Raw genomic sequence first — 19,253 nt, 5'->3', positions numbered from 1 at the left:
GGGTTCGGGGATGCCGGCTTCAGGCCGCGGCCTGGGCGGGGTAGAGCAGGTCGGCGTAGCGGCGCAGGTGGTGCTCGGCCGAGCCCAGCTGCAGGTCGATCGCGGTGACGCGCTTGAAGTAGTGGCCCACGGCCAGCTCTTCGGTGACGCCCATGCCGCCGTGGATCTGCACCGCCGCCTGGCCGACAAAGGCACCGGCCTGGCCGGCCTGGATCTTGGCCGCGCACGCCGCCTGGGCGCGTGCCTGCGGCGCGCCGGCCGCCTGCATCGCCGCCACCTGGGTCAGCGCCACGGATTGCTCCAGCTGCATGTACATGTCGGCCATGCGGTGCTGCAGCACCTGGAAGGTGCCGATCGGCACGCCGAACTGCTTGCGCTGGCGCGCATAGTCGATGGTGTCGGCCAGCATGCGCGCCATCGCGCCATTGGCTTCGGCGCAGAGCGCGACCATGGCTTCGTCGCACAGCTGTTCGATCAGAGCAAAGGCTTCGCCTTCGGCGCCGATGCGCTGGCTGGCCGGCACCTGCACGTTGTCGAGCAGCACCTCGGCGGCACGCAGGCCGTCGAAGGTCGGGTACTCGCGCAGCGTTACGCCCGGCGTGTCGCGTGCAATCCAGAACAGGCTGATGCCATCCCGGTCGCGGCGCGCGCCGGAGGTGCGGGCGCTGACCACCAGGTGGGTGGCGAACGGCGCGCCGACCACGGCGTGCTTGTGCCCGCTCAGCTTGTAGCCGTTGCCCTGGCGCGTGGCGCTGGCCTGCACGTCGTGGCGGCAGTAGCGGCTGGCGGGTTCGGCGTGGGCCCAGGCGGCGGTGGCTTCGCCGCCGATGATGGCCGGCACCCACTGCGCGGCCAGCTCGGGGCTGCCGTGCATCAGCGCGCCGCCGCCCAGCACCACGGTGCCCAGGTAGGGCTCCAGCGCCAGGTGGCGGCCCAGTTGTTCCATCACGATCATGTGCTCGGCCGCGCCGCCGCCCAGGCCACCACCGAGCGTCTCGGGGTAGGCCGCGCCGAGAATGCCGAGCTCGCGGGCGAATGCGCGCCAGCAGTCCGGGCGCCAGCCCGCGGCGGACTGCACGGCAGCGCGGCGGGCTTCGAAATCATAGTGGTCGGCCAGGTAACGCGCGAGCGTGTCGCGCAGCATCGACTGTTCTTCGCTGAACTGGAAATCCACCTTGGCTCCTTCGGAATGGGGGTGAGGCGTGATTGCGGTAGTCTGGCGGGCATCATCCTGCCAGGCCGCCTAGTGGCGCATCGTCGCATCGGACGAAGCTGTCCCGGCGCGCCCGCGGCCCTGTTTTGCGGCACTGCGGCAAAACGGCGGCGGTGCCGCTTCGTCGCTTCCGACGATGGTTGAACCGGCTGGGGTTCCGAGAATGCGGTACCGGCATCCGCCAACACACCGACACCCTCGAGGAGTCCAACGCCATGCATCCGCACATCCACGCGCAGCGCACACCCGAAAAGCCAGCCGTCATCATGGGTGGCAGCGGCGCAGTCGTCACCTACCGTGAACTGGACGAACGCTCGAACCAGGTCGCCCACCTGTTCCGCAGCCAGGGACTGCAGCCCGGTGACCGCGTGGTGTTCATGGTCGAGAATCATCCGCGCCTGTTCGAACTGTGCTGGGGCGCGCAGCGCAGCGGCATTGTCTATGTCTGCCTGAGCACGCGGCTGAACGTGGCCGATGCCGCCCACATCATCAATGACAGCGGCGCCAGGCTGCTGGTCACCACGCACGCGCAGGCCGAGGTTGCGGCTGCCCTGGTCGGGCAGACGCCGGCCTTGCGCGGCAGGTTGATGCTGGACGGCACCGTGCCGGCCTATGACGCGTACGAGACCGCGCTGGCGCGCTGCCCGGCAACGCGCATCGATGACGAAGTGACCGGCGGCGACATGCTGTATTCGTCCGGCACCACGGGCCGGCCCAAGGGGGTGTATGCGCCGCCGTCGAGCCCGAATATCGACGATCCCACGACCCTGACCAGCCTGTGCCAGCGGCTCTATGGCTTCGATGCCGAGACGCGCTACCTGTCGCCCGCGCCGCTGTACCACGCGGCGCCGCTGCGCTACAACATGACCGTGCAGGCGCTGGGCGGGACTGCGGTGGTGATGGAGCATTTCGATGCCGAGCACTACCTGCAGCTGGTGCAGCAGCACCGCATCACGCATACGCAGCTGGTGCCGACGATGTTCTCGCGCATGCTCAAGCTGCCCGAGGCGCAACGCCAGGCCCATGACGTGTCGTCGCTGCGCGTGGCGATCCACGCGGCCGCGCCGTGCCCGGTGCAGGTCAAGGAAGCCATGATCGCGTGGTGGGGGCCGGTGATCTGGGAGTACTACGCCGGGACGGAGGGCAACGGCGTGACCGTGGTCAGCACGCCGGAGTGGCTGGAGCGCAAGGGCACGGTGGGCCGGGCCATGGTCGGCAAGCTGCGCATCTGCGGGCCGGACGGCGCGCTGCTGCCGCCGGGCGAATCGGGCACGATCTACTTTGCCGAAGGCCGCGACTTTTCGTACCACAACGACGAGGCCAAGACCGCGGAGTCGCGCCACCCGCAGCAGCCTGACTGGAGCACCATCGGCGATGTCGGCTACGTGGATGCGGACGGCTACCTGTACCTGACCGACCGCAAGGCCAACATGATCATCTCGGGCGGCGTCAACATCTACCCGCAGGAGGCCGAGAACCTGCTGATGACGCATCCCAAGGTGATGGACGTGGCCGTGATCGGCGTGCCCAACGAGGACTTCGGCGAAGAGGTCAAGGCCGTGGTGCAGCCGGCCGACATGGGCCAGGCCGGTCCCGAGCTGGCCGCGGAACTGATCGCGTTCTGCCGCGCCAACCTGTCGGCCATCAAGTGCCCGCGCTCGGTCGACTTCGCGTCGGAGCTGCCGCGCCTGCCGACCGGCAAGCTGCTCAAGCGGCTGCTGCGCGACCGCTACTGGGCCGGCCACGCCAGCAAGCTGGTGTAGGCCACTTGCCGCCGCCCGCATTTTCGCGAGTGCGGCGGTTTACGTCATAATCCTCCGTTACATCACAGCCACGGCCGCCCGGCTGCATCCGCAGCGCGGGCGGGCGCATCGCGCGGCCTGCAACGGCAGCGATGTGCGGGAGACGACAACAGCCAATGGCAAGTATCGAGGAGACCGGACGGCGCGCGCCGCCGCCCGCCGGCGCCGCATCGCTGGCGGCCAAACTGCGTCCGCCGCTGCTGACCCCGTTCCAGGTCGAGCGCGCGGCGATCTGCGAGGCCGTGTGCGCGGCCGGTTTCGTCAGGCTTGTGCTGGTGCGTGCACCGGCGGGCTTCGGCAAGACCACGGCCATGCTCCAGTGTCGCGCGCGCCTCGAGGCCGCGGGCGGGCGCACCGCCTGGCTGACGCTGGATCGGTCGGACAATGATGCCTCGCGCTTTCTGGGGTCGGTCGAAGCTGCCATCGCGCAGGGCCTGGGCGGCGGCGGCCCCGGCCGGTCCGCGCACGCGACGCTGGCACAGGATCCCGGCGAGCAGGCGCTCGCGCTGATCGACCGCCTGGCCAGCCATAACGGCGCCTTCACGCTGTTCCTCGATGATTTCGAAGCGATCCAGAACGCCGCCGTGACCGGGCTGGTCTGGCAACTGGTGGAAAGCCTGCCGCCCGGCTGCCGCGTGGTAATCGGCACGCGCTGGGTGCCGGAATCCGGCCTGGGCCGCCTGCGCGCGCGCGGCGAGCTGCTTGAGATCGAACCCGCGCAGCTGCGTTTTTCCGCCAGCGAAACCGCATCCTTCCTGCGCCATGCGCGCGGGCTGAAGCTGGAGCAGGCGGCCATCAGCGCGCTGCACCGGCGTACCGAGGGCTGGGCCACTGCCTTGTGGCTGGCGTCGGTCGCGCTGGAGCGGCGCAGCCAGCCAGAGGGTTTTATCGCCGGCTTCTCCGGCTCCAACGCGGCGATTGCCGACTACCTGGTCGAAGACGTATTCCTGCACCTGCCCGAGGCGGTGCGCGACTTCCTGCTGCGCACCTCGATCCTGGACCAGTTGTGCGGGCCGCTGTGCGACGTCGTGTGCGAGCCCGCGACAGCTGGCAGCAGCGACGAGATCCTGGCCTGGCTGGAGCGCGCCAACCTGTTCCTGCTGCCGCTGGAGAGCGAACGCTATGGCGAGCGTGGCTCCGGTGCGGCATCGGAGCAGTGGTACCGCTATCACAGCCTCTTTTCCGGCTTCCTGCGCGGCCAGCTGGCGCAGGCCATGCCTGACGCCGTGCCGCAGCTGCACCTGTCGGCATCGCGCTGGTATGAGTCGCAGGGGCGCCCGGTGCCCGCCATCGAGCATGCCTTCGCGGCCGGTGCGCTGGCGCGCGCGCTGCCGTTGCTGGACGGCGCCGCGGACGACCTGCTGGCGCAGGGCCGCATGCGCCTGCTGACGCGCTGGCTGGAGGCGGTGCCGGCGGAAGAACTGGCGCGCTGGCCCAAGCTGCAGATCGCGCGCGTGTGGGCGGTGTCGTTCACGCGCGGCCCGGCCGAAGCCATCGCCCTGCTGCAGCAGATCCCCACCGAGGGCGCGGCCGGCGACCTGCTGGCGCATATCCGCGCGCTGCGCCACATGCTGCTGAACATGATGGACCGCTTCGACGATGCGCGCGCCTTCGCCCGCAATGAGCTGCCGCCGTTGCCGATGGGCTATGCCTTCCCCGATGCGATCCTGGGCACGTCGATGGCGCGCCTGGCTGCAGTCGCCGGCGACTACCCGGAGGCACGCCGGCTGCTGCAGGTGGCGCGGCACGCGGTGCGCGGCTCGGACAGCAATTTCAACAAGATTTTCTCGGAATCGGTCGAAGGGCTGATCGACCTGCGCCAGGGGCGGCTGCAGCAGGCCCTGGCACGGTTCCGCATCGCCGCCAGCACGATGCTGCCGAACCGCTTCGGGCCCACCAACGGCAATGCCATGGCCGGCATCCTGCTGGCCGAAGGCCTGTACGAGAGCGGCGATTCCGAGCGCGCCAGCCGATTGCTCAACGTCTACCTGCCGCTGTCGCGCGACCTCGGGCTGCCGGACCAGATCATCACCGGGCACACGGTGCTGGCCCGCATTGCCTTCGAGCGCGGCGAAGCCGACCAGGCGCATGAATGGCTGGCGCAACTGGAAGCGCTGGGGCACCACCGCGGGCTGACGCGGCTGGTGATGGCGGCAATGCTGGAGCGCGCACGGCTGGCACTGCGCCAGGGCAATGTCCACGCGGCGCAGGAGGCGATCGAACGCGCCGCCGATCCGGCGCTGTGGCGCACGCGGCCCGGGGTCAGCTCCTTTGCCAGCGATGTCGAGGACATCACCCTTGGCCGGCTGCGGCTGGACCTGTATGCGCGCCCGGGCACGCCGGTGCGCGAGGCCATCGAGCGCGAGCTGGCGGCTGCCGCCGGCAACCAGCTGATGCGCCGCGCGCTCAAGCTGCGCATCCTGCTGGCGCAGGCGTGCCAGCGCACCGGCGACGGCGCGCACGCGCTGGTGGTGATGGGCGAGGCGCTGCGTTTCGGCGCTGCCGAAGGCTTTGTCCGCATCCTTACCGACGAGGGCGACGATGTGCGCAGGCTGGTGGCCGATGCCTGCTCGCGCCAGTCGGCCAGCCTGCCTGCTCCCTATGTGGAAAAGCTGCTGCAGGCCTGCGGCCAGGCCGGGGGCGAGCAGGCCGCCGGTGCCGGCCGGCCGGCGCCGGCCGCGCTGGTGGAGCCGCTGACGCCCAAGGAGCAGAAGGTGCTGCACCTGCTGGCCGAGGGCTATTCCAATGTGGCCATGGCCGAGCGCCTGTTCGTGTCCGAAACCACGGTGCGCACGCACCTGCGCAATATCAGCGCCAAGCTGCACGCCAGCAACCGCACCCAGGCGGTGGCCATCGCACGCCAGCTCGGGCTGCTCTGAGGCCGCGCGCGCAGGCCAGCCCGCGCGCGCGGTTGCGGCTCAGATGCCCATAAACTCCGTGAATTCCTCCAGCGGCGCGCGCACGGCACGCAGCTGGTTGGCGGGCGCCTCGGGATCCTCGTAGCCGATTGCCATGCCGGTGAACAGCATCCGTTCGGCAGGCAGCGACAGGAACTTGCCGATGGTCTGCGGGTACATCGCCCAGCATTCCTGCGCGCAGCTGTCCAGGCCTTCTTCACGCAGCAGCAGCATCACGGTCTGCAGGTACATGCCCAGGTCAGACCATTGCGGCGGGCCCATGCGGCGGTCCACGGTGCAGAACAGTGCCAGCGGCGCGCCGAAGAAGGTGAAGTTGTTGGCAAACTGCGCCAGCCGCCGCGCCTTGTCCTCGCGCGGGATGCCGAGGTAGTGGTAGAGCGCCTCGCCCACCTGGAAGCGGCGGTCGCGGTAGGGCGAGACCAGCTCGCGCGGGTAGATGTCGTACTCGCGCTCTTCACCCGCGGGCGCCTGGGCGATGCGCTCGCGCATGATGGCGCGCAGCCCCTTCAGGGCTTCGCCGCCGACGACATGGATATGCCAGGGCTGCAGGTTGCCCCCGGAGGGCGCGCGCGCGGCGGCGTCGAGCACGCGGCGGATGGTGTCGGGCGCAACGGCCCGGGGCAGGAAGCCGCGGACGGACTTGCGGCTGGTGACGGCTTGGCTGACTTTCATGCGTATTCCGGAAAAGTTGCGCTTCAGATGAAGGGCGGCTCGCTGGTCCAGTCGAAGAAGTCCGGCATGTCGTGCGACACGGTTTCCGGGAAGGCGGCGGGACGCTTCTCCAGGAAGGCGCTGACGCCTTCCTTCACGTCGGCGGAGCGCCCGCGCGACTGGATCGCGCGGCTGTCGAGCTTGTGCGCTTCCATCGGGTGGCTGGCGCCGGCCATGCGCCAGATCAGCTGGCGCGAGATCGCTACCGAAACCGGCGCGGCATTGGCGGCGATCTCGCGGGCAATGGCCTGGGCGGCAGGCAGCAGGTCTTCGGGCGCGTGCAGCGAGCGCACCAGGCCGCGCTCATGCGCTTCCTGGGCCGAGAACACGCGGCCGGTATAGCACCATTCCAGCGCGGTCGAGATGCCGACCACGCGCGACAGGAACCACGACGACGCCGCTTCGGGCGTGATGCCCCGGCGCGCAAAGACAAAGCCGAACTTGGCGTCGGTCGATGCCAGCCGGATATCCATCGGCAGCTGCATGGTCACGCCCACGCCGACCGCGGCGCCGTTGACCGCGGCGATCACCGGCTTGAGGCTGCGGAAGATGCGCAGCGAGACGCGCCCGCCGCCGTCGCGGTGCGCGCTGTCGGGGCTGGCGCCATAGCGCTTCTCGAAGTCGAAGGTGGAACTGCCGCCGGACAGGTCGGCGCCGGCGCAGAAGGCCCGGCCCGAGCCCGTGACGATCACGGCGCGCACGTTGTCGTCGGCATCGGTGGCGTCGAACGCGGCGATCAGCTCATGCATCATCTGCGCGGTGAACGCATTGAGCTGGTCCGGGCGGTGCAGGGTGATGGTGGCGACACCGTCTGCAACGGCGTAGCGCAGGGTTTCGAACGAAGGCGTGGCTTGCGTCATGGGAGGCTCCTGCCGGGATTGCTGCAAACAAGGGAGGAAGGGTGCCGGGGCGGGGCGCCGGCACGGGGCTCGGTCAACACTAGTGCAGAATGCGCCGCCCGCAATCGTCGCTTCCGACGAGGCTCGGAATTGGCACCTGGCCGTAGACTGATCCCGATCAAGCGGCAGGGCCGGCACTACCGCGCGCCTGCCGGCGCAGACAGCAAAGGGACAACCATGAAGACACGAATTACCGAACTGCTTGGCATCCGCTACCCGATCATCCAGGGTGGCATGCAATGGGTTGGCTACGCCGAGATGGCCTCGGCCGTTTCCAACGCCGGCGGGCTGGGCATCCTCACGGCGCTGACGCAAGCCACGCCCGAGGACCTGGCCGAAGAGATCCGCCGCTGCCGCGAGATGACCGACAAGCCGTTCGGCGTGAACCTGACCCTGCTGCCGTCGATCAACCCGCCGCCGTACGCGCGCTACCTCGACGTCATCATCGAGAGCGGCGTCAAGGTGCTGGAAACCGCCGGCAACAACCCCAAGGAACATATCGCGCGCGCCAAGGCCGCCGGCATCAAGGTGATCCACAAGTGCGTGGCGGTGCGCCATGCGCTGTCGGCCGAGCGCCTGGGCGTGGACGCGGTGTCGATCGACGGCTTCGAGTGCGCCGGCCACCCCGGCGAGGACGACGTGCCCGGCATGGTGCTGATCCCGCAGGCGGTGCGCAAGCTGTCGATCCCGGTGATCGCCTCCGGCGGCATCGCCGACGGGCGCGGCATGGCGGCGGCGCTGGTGCTGGGCGCCGAGGGCGTCAACATGGGTACGCGCTTCTGCGCCACGCGCGAGGCGCCGATCCACGACAACGTCAAGCAGGCGCTGGTGCAGGCCAGCGAGCGCGACACCAACCTGATCTTCCGCACGCTGCACAACACCGCGCGCGTGCTCAAGAACGCCGTGTCGGACGAGGTGGTGAGCATTGAGCGCCGCCCGGGCGGCGCGCAGTTCGAGGACGTCAAGCACCTGGTCGCCGGCGTGCGCGGCAAGGCGGCGCTCAAGGCGGGCGAGACCGACGGCGGCATCATCAGCGCCGGCCAGTGCGTGGGCCTGATCGACGACGTGCCCAGCTGCGAGGAGCTGATCACGCGCATGGTGGCCGATTGCCGCGAGCACCTCAGCGTGGCCTCGCGCTTCTTTGCCTGACGCCATGGCCGAGGCTGAAATCGAGGCGGCGATGACCCGGGCCATCGCCGCGCCGGGCGAAGCTGCCGGCGGGGACGTGCCGGAGGGCTTCGTCCCGGTGCGCCGCATGAGCGGCTACATGGCGGGCTTTGGCCAGCTCTACCTGCATGCCGGGCGCCGCACGCTGGCGGTGCGCATTGACGAGAGCCACCTGAACAACCTGGGCATCCCGCACGGCGGCATGCTGGCGACGCTGGCCGATACCGCCATCGGCATGATGATGTCGCTGGAAACCGGGCGCTCCAAAAGCGCGGTGACCGTCAACCTGAGCCTGGACTACCTGGATTCCGCGCGCCTGGGCGACTGGGTCGAGGCCCGCGTGGAGTTCGACAAGCTCGGCTCGCGCCTGCGCTACGGCACCTGCCGGCTGGTCAGCGGCGAGCGCTGCCTGCTGCGCGCGACCGCGATCTTTGCGGTGCTGGCGCCGCGCACCTGAGGTCTGCGGCAAACTTCGTCGCTTCCGACGACGCTTGCCACTGCCCGCAGCGCAACAATGCAAAGCGACACTGCCGGCGCCAGATGCCGGCACTCCGGACAACACCATGGCTGCCCCGGCAGCCTGCACCGAACCAAGGAGATCACATGGCAGAGGCATATATCGTTGCGGCGGTCCGTACCGCCGGCGGCCGCAAGGGCGGCAAGCTGTCGGGCTGGCATCCGGCCGACCTGGCCGCACAGGTGCTGGACGCGCTGGTGGAACGCACCGGTGCCGACCCGGCGCTGGTCGAAGACGTCATCATGGGCTGCGTGAGCCAGGTCGGCGAGCAGGCCGGCAACGTGGCGCGCAATGCCATCCTGGCCTCGCGCCTGCCTGAAAGCGTGCCCGGCACCTCGGTGGACCGCCAGTGCGGTTCGTCGCAGCAGGCACTGCACTTTGCCGCGCAGGCAGTGATGTCGGGCGCGATGGACATCGTCATCGCTGCCGGCGTGGAAAGCATGACGCGCGTGCCGATGGGCCTGTCGTCGCAGCTGCCGGCCAAGAACGGTTTCGGCGTGCCCAAGAGCCCCGGTGTCGAGGCGCGCTACCCCGGCGTGCAGTTCAGCCAGTTCACCGGCGCCGAGATGATCGCGCGCAAGTATGACCTGTCGCGCGAGCAGCTGGATGCCTACGCCCTGCAGAGCCACCAGCGCGCCATCGCCGCCACCAAGGCGGGCCGCTTCACTGCCGAAATCCTGCCGGTGGAAGTGCGCACGGCCGACGGTGCCAATGGTGAAATGCACACCACTGACGAAGGCATCCGCTATGACGCCACGCTGGAAAGCATCGGCAGCGTCAAGCTGATCGCCGAAGGCGGCCGCGTGACGGCTGCCTCAGCCAGCCAGATCTGCGATGGCGCCGCCGGCCTGATGGTGGTCAACGAGGCCGGACTGAAGAAGCTCGGCGTCAAGCCGCTGGCGCGCGTGCACACCATGACGGTGATCGGGCATGATCCGGTGGTGATGCTGGAAGCGCCGCTGCCGGCCACGGAGGTCGCACTGAAGAAGGCGGGCCTGCGCATCGGCGATATCGACCTGTTCGAAGTCAACGAAGCCTTCGCCCCGGTGCCGCTGGCCTGGCTGAAGGCCACCGGCGCCGATCCGGCGCGCCTGAACGTGCATGGCGGCGCGATCGCGCTGGGCCATCCGCTGGGCGGCTCGGGCGCCAAGCTGATGACCACGCTGGTGCATGCGCTGCATACGCACGGCAAGCGCTACGGCCTGCAGACGATGTGCGAAGGCGGCGGGCTGGCCAACGTGACCATTGTCGAGCGCCTGTAAAGCTGTGAGACTCGCTGCGCGCCGCACAGGCACGCAGCGCATGAATTGCAGCAGCAAGGAGTGGTAAAGGGAGAAGGACCGGCGGCGCGGGCATGTCAGCGTGCCCGCGCCGGCAGCCGGAAAAAAGGCCGCGATATTCGCGGCTTTTTTTGTTTACGGTGTGTCGCGCGTCAGGCGAACGTCACTGCGCTGCGCCGGTCGGCGCGTTCCAGGTGCGGCACGTTGTTGAAGCTCAGCAGCCGCTGCACGCCGCGGCCGACGATGATCTCGCAGAACGCCGTGTTGCGGAACTGCAGGTTCATCTCGATGGCGGCCTGGGCCGGTGCGCCAAGCAGGTCGGCCGTGGCGCGGCCGATGGCGCCACCGGAGCTCACCACCAGGATGGCATCCTCGCGCGTCGTGCCTTCGCTTGCGTGCGCGAGGGCGCCGTTAATGCGGGCGCCGAAATCGGCCCAGCTCTCGGGCATCTCGGCCAGCCCGTCCTGGGTCCATGCCGCGTAGGCGGCGCGGAAGGTGCGCCAGTAATCGTTGTAGTCGCCGTTCTGGTGTGCGCGGTGGTCGGCGCCGCCGGTGTGGCAACGGTACAGCGCCTCGCCGTCGTATTCGTTCAGGCCCGGGTGCGAGACGATCGCCGCCTGCGGCTGACCCATGCCGGCCAGGATCTCGCTGGCGGTGTCCTGCTGGCGCACCAGCGTGCCGGCTACCACGCGGCTGAAGCTGACGCCGCGCTCCTGGAAATACTCGCCCAGCCAGCGCGCCTGCTGGCGGCCGGTCGGCGACAGGCAGTCGTAGTTGGCGGCGCCAAACGAGGCTTGTCCGTGCCGGACGAGGAAAAGCGTGGCCATGAGCGGTCCCGGTGAACGTTGAGGCGGATAGGGCTGCGCCCGGCGCGCCGTTTCGCGGCAGGCCGGGGGCGCCGGGCACGGAACCCGGCGTGGGCACATTCTAGGGAGGTCCGGCGCGCCAGCCAAGCAAGCGCTGCGCAATTCATGGCAGCCATGGCCTGGCTGCATTACCGCGGCTGGCGCGGGCCGGTCGTGTGCTCAGGCCGGCTCTGCGCAGGTGATGCCGAGATAGCCGGCCATCAGGCGGTTGAGTTCCGGGATCATCTGTTCGTCGTCGAGGTGCAGCGGGCCGGAATCGTTGAGCACGGCATTGACCAGCACACTGAACACCGCCTGCATGGCAAAGCGCACGCGCAGCTCGGCGGTCTCGGCAGGCATCGCCAGCCGCGGCACCAGCAACTGCACCATGCGCTCCACGATGGCTTCGCCGCTCTGGCGGTGGGGCACCCATTCCTCGGGCCGCGTGGACGCATGCCGCAGCGACGCGCGGATCACGCCGCGGTTGGCCAGGGTGCCGAGCACCATGAAGCGCGCGGCCTTTTCCAGCAGCACCGGTGTCGGCACGTCCTCCCAGCGCTCCTGCGCCAGGTAGCGCTCGGTCGACGCTGCGGTTTCTTCCATCACCAGCGCGCGCAAGGCCTCGAAATAGGCCATCTTGTCGCGGAAGCGCCCATAGAAGGCACCCACCGACACCTGGCACGCCGCGGCGATCTGCGCCACGGAAACCGCGGCAAAGTCACGCGAGGCAAGCAGTTCCCGGCCCGCGCCCAGCAAGGCTTGTTCGGTCTCGCGCGCACGGCGCTGGCGCGGCGGCTGCAGGATCGAGGGCGTATCGATACGGGGAAAGGAGGCGTTGGCGGTGAAGCCGGATTGGGTCGCTGACATGGGCACTCCGTATTCGAATTCGGATTCGATTTTGAAAATACCGGTGCGTGCCACGACGCGTCAAGGATTTTGTCGGGTGGCAGCCCGGCGTGACGGGTGGGTGGGCTGCGCCGGAGGTGGCGTTGCGGCGCGCATGCGCCGCTTGCCTCGGCGCGGGTCAGAGCGAGCCGAACACGGTGCCCAGTCCGTAGGTGAAGGCTGCCGCCATGCCCCCGATCAGCACCTGCCGCAGCGCCGAGAACCATCCCGGGCGGCCATTGAACGACGAGGTGCCCCAGCCCACCAGGCCAAGGCCGGCCAGGCACGCGACGATGCTGCCGAGTTGCGCCGATGGCCCTGCGGTCACGAGGAATGGCAGCAACGGCACCAGCGCACCGCTGCTGTACAGCACGAAGGAAATCACCGCTGCCTGCACCGGGTTGCCGCCGCGCTCCTGCGGGTTGATGCCCAGCACTTCGCGCGCAAAGGTGTCCAGGGCCGCGCGCGGGTTGCGCATGATCTCGTCGGCGGCGCGCTCGGCATCGGCCGGCAGCACGCCCTTGCCCTCGATCACCGTGACCAGCCGCTGCCGGGCCCGGGTGGCATCATGCGCGAGCTCGTGCGCCATGTCGCGCAGGCGCTTGTTGTTCATCTCGCGGCTGTTGGTCACCGACAGCCATTCGCCCAGCGCCATCGAGCAAGCGCCCGCCGCCAGGCCCGCCAGCCCGGCCAGGATGACGGCCTCGCGCGAGGCCGCCGCGCCCTCCAGGCCCATCACCAGGCAGAAGCTGGACACCAGCCCGTCGTTGACGCCCAGCACGGCTGCGCGCAAGGCGTTGCCGCTCGGTCGATGGATCAGGCGCCGCACGCGGGAGCCGAAGCCGGTTGGAGTGGGGGCGCTCGACAGGGGCATGGTCTTTTGGCGATGGAACGTTGTCAGTTGAAGCGCGGGCCCAGGTCATCCCGCATCCATTCGATAAAGGCGCGCGTGCGTGCCGGCAACAGCCGTGCATGGGGATAGATCAGCGACAGCGGCCATGCCGGCTGCTCGAAATCCTGCAGCACGATGCGCAGTTTGCGTGCTTCGACCAGTTGCGCGACCTGGTAGGACAGGAAGTGGCCGAAGCCCGCGCCTTCGGCACAGGCAGCCACGGCGGGCGCGGTCTGGTTGAATTCCAGGTTGCCGCTGACCTGCACGTGGAACTCCCGGCCGGCTTCCTGGAAGGTCCACCAGTGCGCGTGGTTGCCGGTGAAGCGCACGCAGTTGGCGCTGGCCAGTTCCTCGGGATGGCGTGGCACGCCGTGCTTGCGCAGGTAGGCGGGCGTGGCCACCACCACGCGGCGGATGCTGCCGACGGTCTGCGCCACCAGCGTGGAATCAGCCAGCGGGCCGATGCGCACGCCCACGTCCAGGTCTTCTTCAAGCAGGTTCACCACGCGGTCGGTGAACTCCATGCGGCAGCGCACGCGCGGATAGCGCTGCACGAAACGCGTGACCGCCGGCGCCACATACATCTGGCCGAACAGCACCGAGGCGGTCAGCGTGAGCTGGCCGCTGGGTTCGACATGGCTGGCGGTCAGGCCGGCCTCGACCTCGTCGATGGTGGCCAGGATGCGCCGGCAGCTGTCCAGGTAGCTGCGCCCCTCGCCGGTCAGCGACAGCCGCCGCGTGGTGCGGTTGAGCAGCCGGACCTGCAACTCGGATTCCAGTGCCGCCAGCGTGCGCACCACCGCCGGCAACGAGGTATGCAGCGTCGTCGCGGCTGCCGTCAGGCTGCCCTCGTCGACGATCCGCACAAAGGTCTGCATCGCGCGTAGCTTGTCCATGGCGCCACACATTACTCCATTCTTTGGAGTAGTCAAATATCAATTGCCCTATTTATTGCAACGGCTTCGGCGCCCAGAATCCGGCTATCCCAACCGTTGAGGAGAGTGCCATGCAAGAAACCAATCGCCCCGCCAAGCCGCTGGTGCTGTACCGCTCGCCGGTGTCCGGCCACGCCCATCGCGCAGAACTGTTCCTGGGGCTGCTGGGCTTGCCCTGCCGGCTGGTGGACGTCGACCTGCGCGGCGGCGAGCAGCGCAGCGAGGCCTTCCTGCGCCTGAACCCGTTCGGCCAGGTGCCGGTGCTGGATGACGACGGCGTGATCGTCGGCGATTCCAACGCCATCCTGGTCTACCTGGCCACGCGCTATGACCACGGCCGCTGGCTGCCGCGCGACCCGGTGGGCGCGGCGCGCGTGCAGCGCTGGCTGTCGGTGGCCGCCGGCGACATTGCCTTCGGGCCGGCGGCGGCGCGCCTGGGCGTGCTGTTCGGCAGGCCGGTGGCGATGGACGATGCCGTCACCCGCGCGCAGCGGCTGTTCACGCTGATGGAAACCCTGCTCGCCGGGCAGCCGTTCCTGGCGGCCGACCATGCCACCATCGCCGACGTTGCCGCCTACAGCTATATCGCCCGCGCCGAGGAAGGCAACGTGCCGCTGGTGCCGTACCCCGCGCTGAACGCCTGGCTGCGCCGCATCGAAGCCTTGCCCGGCTTCGTGCCGATGCTGGTGTCGAAGGTCGGCCTGGCGGCGTAGCGCCTGCCGGACCCGCGTATCGCCAATCGATCCGACAAGGAAAAGGAGCTAGTCATGGATCTGCCCACATGGCCGCACGCCGGCCTGCCATTCCACGCCGGCGAACTGGCCGCCCAGGAGCGCGCCGGCAAGCGCGAACGCATGGCCGCGTCCGGCCCGCGGGTGATCCGTGGCGAGATGCCGGAGCAGCACCGCACGTTCTTTGCGCAGCTGCCGTTCCTGCTGGTTGGCGCCGTCGATGCCGACGGGCAGCCCTGGGCCACGATGCTGGCCGGGACGCCGGGGTTTGCGCATACGCCTGACGCCACCCACCTGCGTATCGACGCCGTGCCGCTGCCCGGCGACCCGGCGGCCTCGGCGCTGGCGCAGGGCGCGCGCATCGGCCTGCTCGGGATCGAGCTGCCTACGCGCCGGCGCAACCGCATGAACGGGGTCATCGTGGCGCGCGACGAGGGCGGGATGACGGTCGAGGTCGAGCAGAGCTTTGGCAACTGCCCGCGCTATATCCAGTTGCGCGACGTGAGCCTGGCCGAGCCGGCGCCCGCGCCGCCCGCCTGGCACGGCGACGCGCTGGACGAGCAGGCGGTGGCCTGGCTGCGCGGTGCCGATACCCTGTTCATCGCCACCAGCCACACCGCATCGCCGCAGGACGAGGGCGAGCACACCGGCGGCGCCGATGTCTCGCACCGCGGCGGCAAGCCTGGCTTTATCCGCGTCGACGAGGCCGGCACGCTGACATTCCCGGACTTCAACGGCAACAACTTCTTCAATACGGTCGGCAACCTGCTGGCCAATCCGCGAGCCGGGATCGTGGTGCCGGATTTCGTCGATGGCTCGCTGCTGCATGTGGGCGGGCGCGCCGAGGTGATCTGGGAGGGCGATGAACTGGCGTCATACGCCGGCGCCGAACGGCTGGTGCGGCTGCATGTCGAGCGCGTGGTGCGGCGTGCGGCGGTATTGCCGCTGCGTTTCGGTTTTCGCGAATACTCGCCGGTGCTGGCGGACACGGGCGCGTGGCCGGTGCGTTGAGTCCGGTAGTCCGGGAGATTGTCATAAAAATGACATCAAAAAGTCACAAAAGAGTCACAATGGCGGCTGGCGATTGTCCGTAGCACCCGGAACCAGGGCGCTGGCGGGCAGCCCTGTATCAAGGAGAAATCAACCGTGGACAAGACGAAGAACAAGCCGCAAGCCCGCCGGGACATCCTGAAACACGCACTGCTGGCCCTGGCCGCCGCGCCGCTGGCGCTGGCGGCGGGGGCCGCGCAGGCGGCCTGGCCGGAAAAGCCGATCCGGCTGGTGGTGGCATTCCCGCCCGGCGGCCCGGTCGACACGCACGCGCGCCTGCTGGCCGAAAAGCTGCAGCCGATCCTGGGCCAGACCATCGTGATCGACTACAAGGCCGGCGCCGCCGGCAATATCGGCTCGGACAACGTCGCCAAGTCCGCGCCCGACGGCTACACGCTGCTGCTGGCCAACACCGGGCAGATGGCCATCAACAACTCGCTCTATCGCAAGCTGCCCTACAGCATGCCGAAGGACTTCGCGCCGGTGGCACGCACGGCGCTGATCCCGCTGGTGATGGTGGTCAACAACAACGTGCCGGCGCGCGACCTGAAGGCGTTCATCAGCTATGCCAAGGCCAACCCGGGCAAGCTGAACTTTGCCTCGGGCGGCAATGGCGGCATCTCGCACCTGATGCCGGAAATGTTCAAGCAGGCTTCGGGCACGTTCATCGTCCATATCCCGTACAAGGGCAGCTCGCCGGCGCTGACCGACGTGATGGGCGGCCAGGCGCAGATGATGGCCGACTCGATCCCGCTGTTCACGCAGTACATCAAGGCGGGCAAGGTGCGTGCGCTGGCGGTGACCTCGCCGCAGCGCTCTCCCGCGCTGCCGGATGTGCCGACGATGCAGGAAGCCGGGCTGAAGGGCTTCGAGGTGGTTGGCTTCTACGGCATGCTGGCGCCGGCGGGCACGCCCAGGGACGTGGTCTCACGCCTGTCCGGTGCCTTGCGCACGGTGCTGGCCGACCCCGACACCAAGGCGAAGCTCGAGCAGCAGGGTGCCGAGCCCGCGTGGCAGTCGCCGGAGGCATTTGCCGCCACGATCACGGCCGAGCAGAAGCGCTGGGGGCAGGCAGTGAAGGCGTCGGGCGCAAGTATCGACTGAGCCGGGCTGGTACCCGCGGGTGCCGTGGCTCAGCTGCGGCCCCGATATTTCAGGCTGGCGCAGTGGCCGACGAGCGCGGTGATGCAGCAGGCATCGCCGCGCCATTCGCCGCCGATGACGATGCCGTCCTGGCCGGTCACCAGCTTGCGCTGGCATTGGCCCGGCACCGGCGTGCGCTCCATGCCGGCATCGCGCGGGCCGCTGCCCGGGGCGCGCGCGGGCGCAACCGAATCGTTCCAGACATAGGCCGTGCCGGAGGGCAGGGCCTGCACCGCTTGCGGCGGACCCCACTGGCGCTTCGCCTCATCGACGGGGACGTTTTTCCAGGAATCGAAGACGTCCTGCATGGCGCTGGCCTCCAGGCCGGCGCAGGCACCGGTGATGGCAGCCGCCCACAAGACGGCCAGGCTTGCACGCACGCTGACGGCGCCGCGGGCCGTTTCGGCCGGAAGGATTGGGTTGGCTGGCATGTAGGCTCCGCATCGGCGCAGCCGGCTGCAAGGGCCGGCCTGTGCAGGCTAGCGGAGCCGCGTGCCTCGCTGCAAGCGTGCTCTGCGCGATGACGCACAGAGCGTGGCCGGCTTCAGTCGGAGAACAGGCCCAAGGGGTGCTGTGCGGCAGCCGGCGGCGCCTTGCGGGCGGTCTGCCCGCCCGGGATGCGTGCCGGGCGTGGCGCCTCGGCGGGGGCCTCGGGGGCGGTCAGCGTGAACGGCCTGTGCACGGACAGCGGCACCGCCTGCGGCATCCATTGCGCCAGCCGCGGCGCGAGGATCTGGTATGTATCGAGGTCGAAATGCGCTGGTGCTGCCGCCAGCGCCTGCGCTTCTTCCAGTGTGGCTGCGCAGCCCAGGTAGCACCAGTCGTCGGCGACATGCCACCAGGTGCGTCCGTCGTGCTGCTCGCGCCAGGCGGCCGGGCCATCGAAGGGCCAGGGTATCAGCGCGATCGGCGCCAGCGCGGCGGCCAGCCGGGCGCGGTGCGCGCCCGACGGCTCGGCGCCGACGCAGGCACCGGCGCAGCGATGGACCTGGCGCGCAAAGCAGGGGCTGCCACGGCGGGTGGTTTTCTCCAGCGACAGCGTTGCCAGGCACAGGCCGTGTTCCTGCGCCAGTGCGCGCAAGCGAGCCTCGGCCGCGCCGCGGCTGCCGAACACGCCGAACAGGTCTCGATGCCGGCAGAAATCCGTATCTCGATCCGAGCGCAGGCGTGGCACCGGCAACTGCTGCGGCAGTTCCCAGGCATAGAGCCGGGCATTGCAGCGCAGCAGCTGGTTGTGCACCGGCTGCATCGCCTTGACCAGCCGGGCTTCCAGCAGCAGCGCGCCGGTCTCGCCGCCGGTCTCGCGCCATTCCACACGGCGTACCAGCCGGGCCAGCCGCATGTCCTTGCCGTACCGGTAGTCGCCGGAGAAGTGGGCGCCGATCCGTTGGCGCAGGTGCACGCTCTTGCCGACATAGAGTGGCACGTCCTGGTCGCCGTAGAAGATATAGACACCGGGCGCCGCCGGCACGTCTTCCAGCGCGGTTTCGTCCAGGCCGGCCGGCAGGCTGGCCCGCCGCACCAGCGTGCGCACGGCTGATTCCACCAGGTCGACGGAATACGTGGCATGGATCTTCTGCCAGAACTGCCACAGCAGCTCGGCATCGGCCAGCGCGCGGTGGCGGCCCTTGGGCGTCAGGCCGAAGCGCGCGATCAGCGCATCCAGGCCGTGGCGTTCCACGGACGGGAACAGCGAGCGCGACAGTCTTACCGTGCACAGCACGTCGGCCCGGAAGGTCACGCCGGCACGCCGGAAGGCGTTCTTCAGGAAGCCATAGTCGAAGCGCGCGTTGTGCGCCACGAACAAGCGGCCTTGCAGGCGTTCTGCAAGCGATTCCGCCAGTGACTCGAAGCTCGGCTGGCCGCGCACCATCTCTTCGGTAATGCCAGTCATGCGCTGGATGAACGGCGGGATCGACATGCCGGGGTCGAGCAGGGTGTCCCATTCAATGATGCCGTCCGGGCCGACTTCGACCACGCCGATCTCGGTAATGCGGTCGCGCTGGGCGTCCGCGCCGGTGGTCTCCAGGTCGACAAAGACAATAGGGCGCGACAGCGCCGCGGCGAGAGCTTGGGCGTCGAGCAGGCGCGCCCCTTCCGATGGCAGGTGCGACGGCAGGTAGGTAGGCATGTCAGGCATCTGCCGATTCTAAGGGGGCGCTGATGGTGGCACGAAGAAGTTTTCAAAAACCCCTTGCCAACCCCGCTGCGGTCACTTAATATTCGCCCCCTCGCAACACAACGCAGCGCTGCAAAGCAGACGCA

Annotated in this window: 17 protein-coding genes; 8 read left to right on the top strand and 9 right to left on the bottom strand. The window is 69.3% G+C overall.

Annotated elements, in window-relative coordinates; all coding sequences use genetic code 11:
- Window positions 1-19: 19 nt before the first annotated feature.
- Entirely contained in the window at window positions 20-1,174 is a 1,155-nt protein-coding gene (locus tag AC3WLF_RS15010) for an acyl-CoA dehydrogenase family protein (protein WP_492321240.1), read from the bottom strand.
- A gap of 254 nt (window positions 1,175-1,428) precedes the next feature.
- On the opposite strand from AC3WLF_RS15010, the gene AC3WLF_RS15005 reads away from it, so the two are divergent.
- Together AC3WLF_RS15005 and AC3WLF_RS15000 are read left to right on the top strand one after the other, a co-directional pair.
- Window positions 1,429-2,976, top strand: coding sequence for an AMP-binding protein (locus tag AC3WLF_RS15005; RefSeq protein ID WP_492358440.1), 1,548 nt, complete (start codon window positions 1,429-1,431; stop codon window positions 2,974-2,976).
- 155 nt (window positions 2,977-3,131) lie between these two features.
- The gene (locus AC3WLF_RS15000) at window positions 3,132-5,894 is read left to right on the top strand and encodes a winged helix-turn-helix domain-containing protein (RefSeq protein ID WP_492358439.1); all 2,763 of its coding nucleotides are present in this window, start codon (window positions 3,132-3,134) and stop codon (window positions 5,892-5,894) included.
- Window positions 5,895-5,933: 39 nt separating this feature from the next.
- Here the strand turns inward: AC3WLF_RS15000 and AC3WLF_RS14995 are convergent, their stop codons facing one another.
- Both AC3WLF_RS14995 and AC3WLF_RS14990 read right to left on the bottom strand, forming a co-directional pair.
- Entirely contained in the window at window positions 5,934-6,605 is a 672-nt protein-coding gene (locus tag AC3WLF_RS14995) for a nitroreductase (protein WP_492358438.1), read from the bottom strand.
- Between the two features lie 23 nt (window positions 6,606-6,628).
- Entirely contained in the window at window positions 6,629-7,504 is an 876-nt protein-coding gene (locus AC3WLF_RS14990; protein ID WP_010811662.1) for a crotonase/enoyl-CoA hydratase family protein, read from the bottom strand.
- A 216-nt stretch (window positions 7,505-7,720) separates the two neighbouring features.
- On the opposite strand from AC3WLF_RS14990, the gene AC3WLF_RS14985 reads away from it, so the two are divergent.
- The 3 genes from AC3WLF_RS14985 to AC3WLF_RS14975 all read left to right on the top strand — a co-directional run bounded on the left by AC3WLF_RS14985 (window position 7,721) and on the right by AC3WLF_RS14975 (window position 10,489).
- On the top strand, window positions 7,721-8,692 hold the full coding sequence (locus tag AC3WLF_RS14985) for an NAD(P)H-dependent flavin oxidoreductase (protein WP_492321235.1): 972 nt from the start codon (window positions 7,721-7,723) through the stop codon (window positions 8,690-8,692).
- Window positions 8,693-8,696: 4 nt separating this feature from the next.
- On the top strand, window positions 8,697-9,167 hold the full coding sequence (locus tag AC3WLF_RS14980) for a PaaI family thioesterase (protein ID WP_492321234.1): 471 nt from the start codon (window positions 8,697-8,699) through the stop codon (window positions 9,165-9,167).
- Window positions 9,168-9,313: 146 nt separating this feature from the next.
- Entirely contained in the window at window positions 9,314-10,489 is a 1,176-nt protein-coding gene (locus AC3WLF_RS14975) for an acetyl-CoA C-acetyltransferase (protein WP_492321233.1), read from the top strand.
- Between the two features lie 170 nt (window positions 10,490-10,659).
- On the opposite strand, the gene AC3WLF_RS14970 is transcribed toward AC3WLF_RS14975, so the two are convergent.
- The 4 genes from AC3WLF_RS14970 to AC3WLF_RS14955 all read right to left on the bottom strand — a co-directional run bounded on the left by AC3WLF_RS14970 (window position 10,660) and on the right by AC3WLF_RS14955 (window position 14,037).
- Entirely contained in the window at window positions 10,660-11,334 is a 675-nt protein-coding gene (locus tag AC3WLF_RS14970; protein ID WP_492321232.1) for a histidine phosphatase family protein, read from the bottom strand.
- A 198-nt stretch (window positions 11,335-11,532) separates the two neighbouring features.
- The gene (locus tag AC3WLF_RS14965; RefSeq protein WP_013952396.1) at window positions 11,533-12,219 is read right to left on the bottom strand and encodes a TetR/AcrR family transcriptional regulator; all 687 of its coding nucleotides are present in this window, start codon (window positions 12,217-12,219) and stop codon (window positions 11,533-11,535) included.
- A gap of 157 nt (window positions 12,220-12,376) precedes the next feature.
- Window positions 12,377-13,111 (bottom strand): VIT1/CCC1 transporter family protein, encoded by a 735-nt coding sequence (locus AC3WLF_RS14960; protein ID WP_492321231.1) that lies wholly within the window; start codon window positions 13,109-13,111, stop codon window positions 12,377-12,379.
- A gap of 23 nt (window positions 13,112-13,134) precedes the next feature.
- Complete coding sequence (locus tag AC3WLF_RS14955; protein WP_492321230.1) at window positions 13,135-14,037, bottom strand: LysR family transcriptional regulator; 903 nt, start codon at window positions 14,035-14,037, stop codon at window positions 13,135-13,137.
- A gap of 98 nt (window positions 14,038-14,135) precedes the next feature.
- Between AC3WLF_RS14955 and AC3WLF_RS14950 the strand changes: the two genes are divergently transcribed.
- The 3 genes from AC3WLF_RS14950 to AC3WLF_RS14940 all read left to right on the top strand — a co-directional run bounded on the left by AC3WLF_RS14950 (window position 14,136) and on the right by AC3WLF_RS14940 (window position 16,949).
- The gene (locus AC3WLF_RS14950; RefSeq protein ID WP_492321229.1) at window positions 14,136-14,777 is read left to right on the top strand and encodes a glutathione S-transferase family protein; all 642 of its coding nucleotides are present in this window, start codon (window positions 14,136-14,138) and stop codon (window positions 14,775-14,777) included.
- Window positions 14,778-14,831: 54 nt separating this feature from the next.
- A complete protein-coding gene (locus AC3WLF_RS14945) occupies window positions 14,832-15,806 on the top strand; it encodes a pyridoxamine 5'-phosphate oxidase family protein (protein WP_492358437.1) in 975 nt (324 codons plus the stop codon).
- Between the two features lie 135 nt (window positions 15,807-15,941).
- Window positions 15,942-16,949, top strand: coding sequence for a Bug family tripartite tricarboxylate transporter substrate binding protein (locus AC3WLF_RS14940; RefSeq protein WP_492351833.1), 1,008 nt, complete (start codon window positions 15,942-15,944; stop codon window positions 16,947-16,949).
- Between the two features lie 29 nt (window positions 16,950-16,978).
- On the opposite strand, the gene AC3WLF_RS14935 is transcribed toward AC3WLF_RS14940, so the two are convergent.
- Window positions 16,979-17,419, bottom strand: a complete 441-nt coding sequence (locus tag AC3WLF_RS14935) for a hypothetical protein (RefSeq protein ID WP_492351832.1) — start codon at window positions 17,417-17,419, stop codon at window positions 16,979-16,981.
- Window positions 17,420-17,532: 113 nt separating this feature from the next.
- Entirely contained in the window at window positions 17,533-19,128 is a 1,596-nt protein-coding gene (locus tag AC3WLF_RS14930; RefSeq protein ID WP_492321225.1) for an exonuclease domain-containing protein, read from the bottom strand.
- Window positions 19,129-19,253 lie beyond the last annotated feature (125 nt).

The organism is Cupriavidus sp. FW306-01-F10A (genome assembly GCF_058782785.1).
The sequence above is the reverse complement of the archived record's forward strand: the minus strand, read 5'-3'. Positions and strand labels throughout refer to the sequence as shown.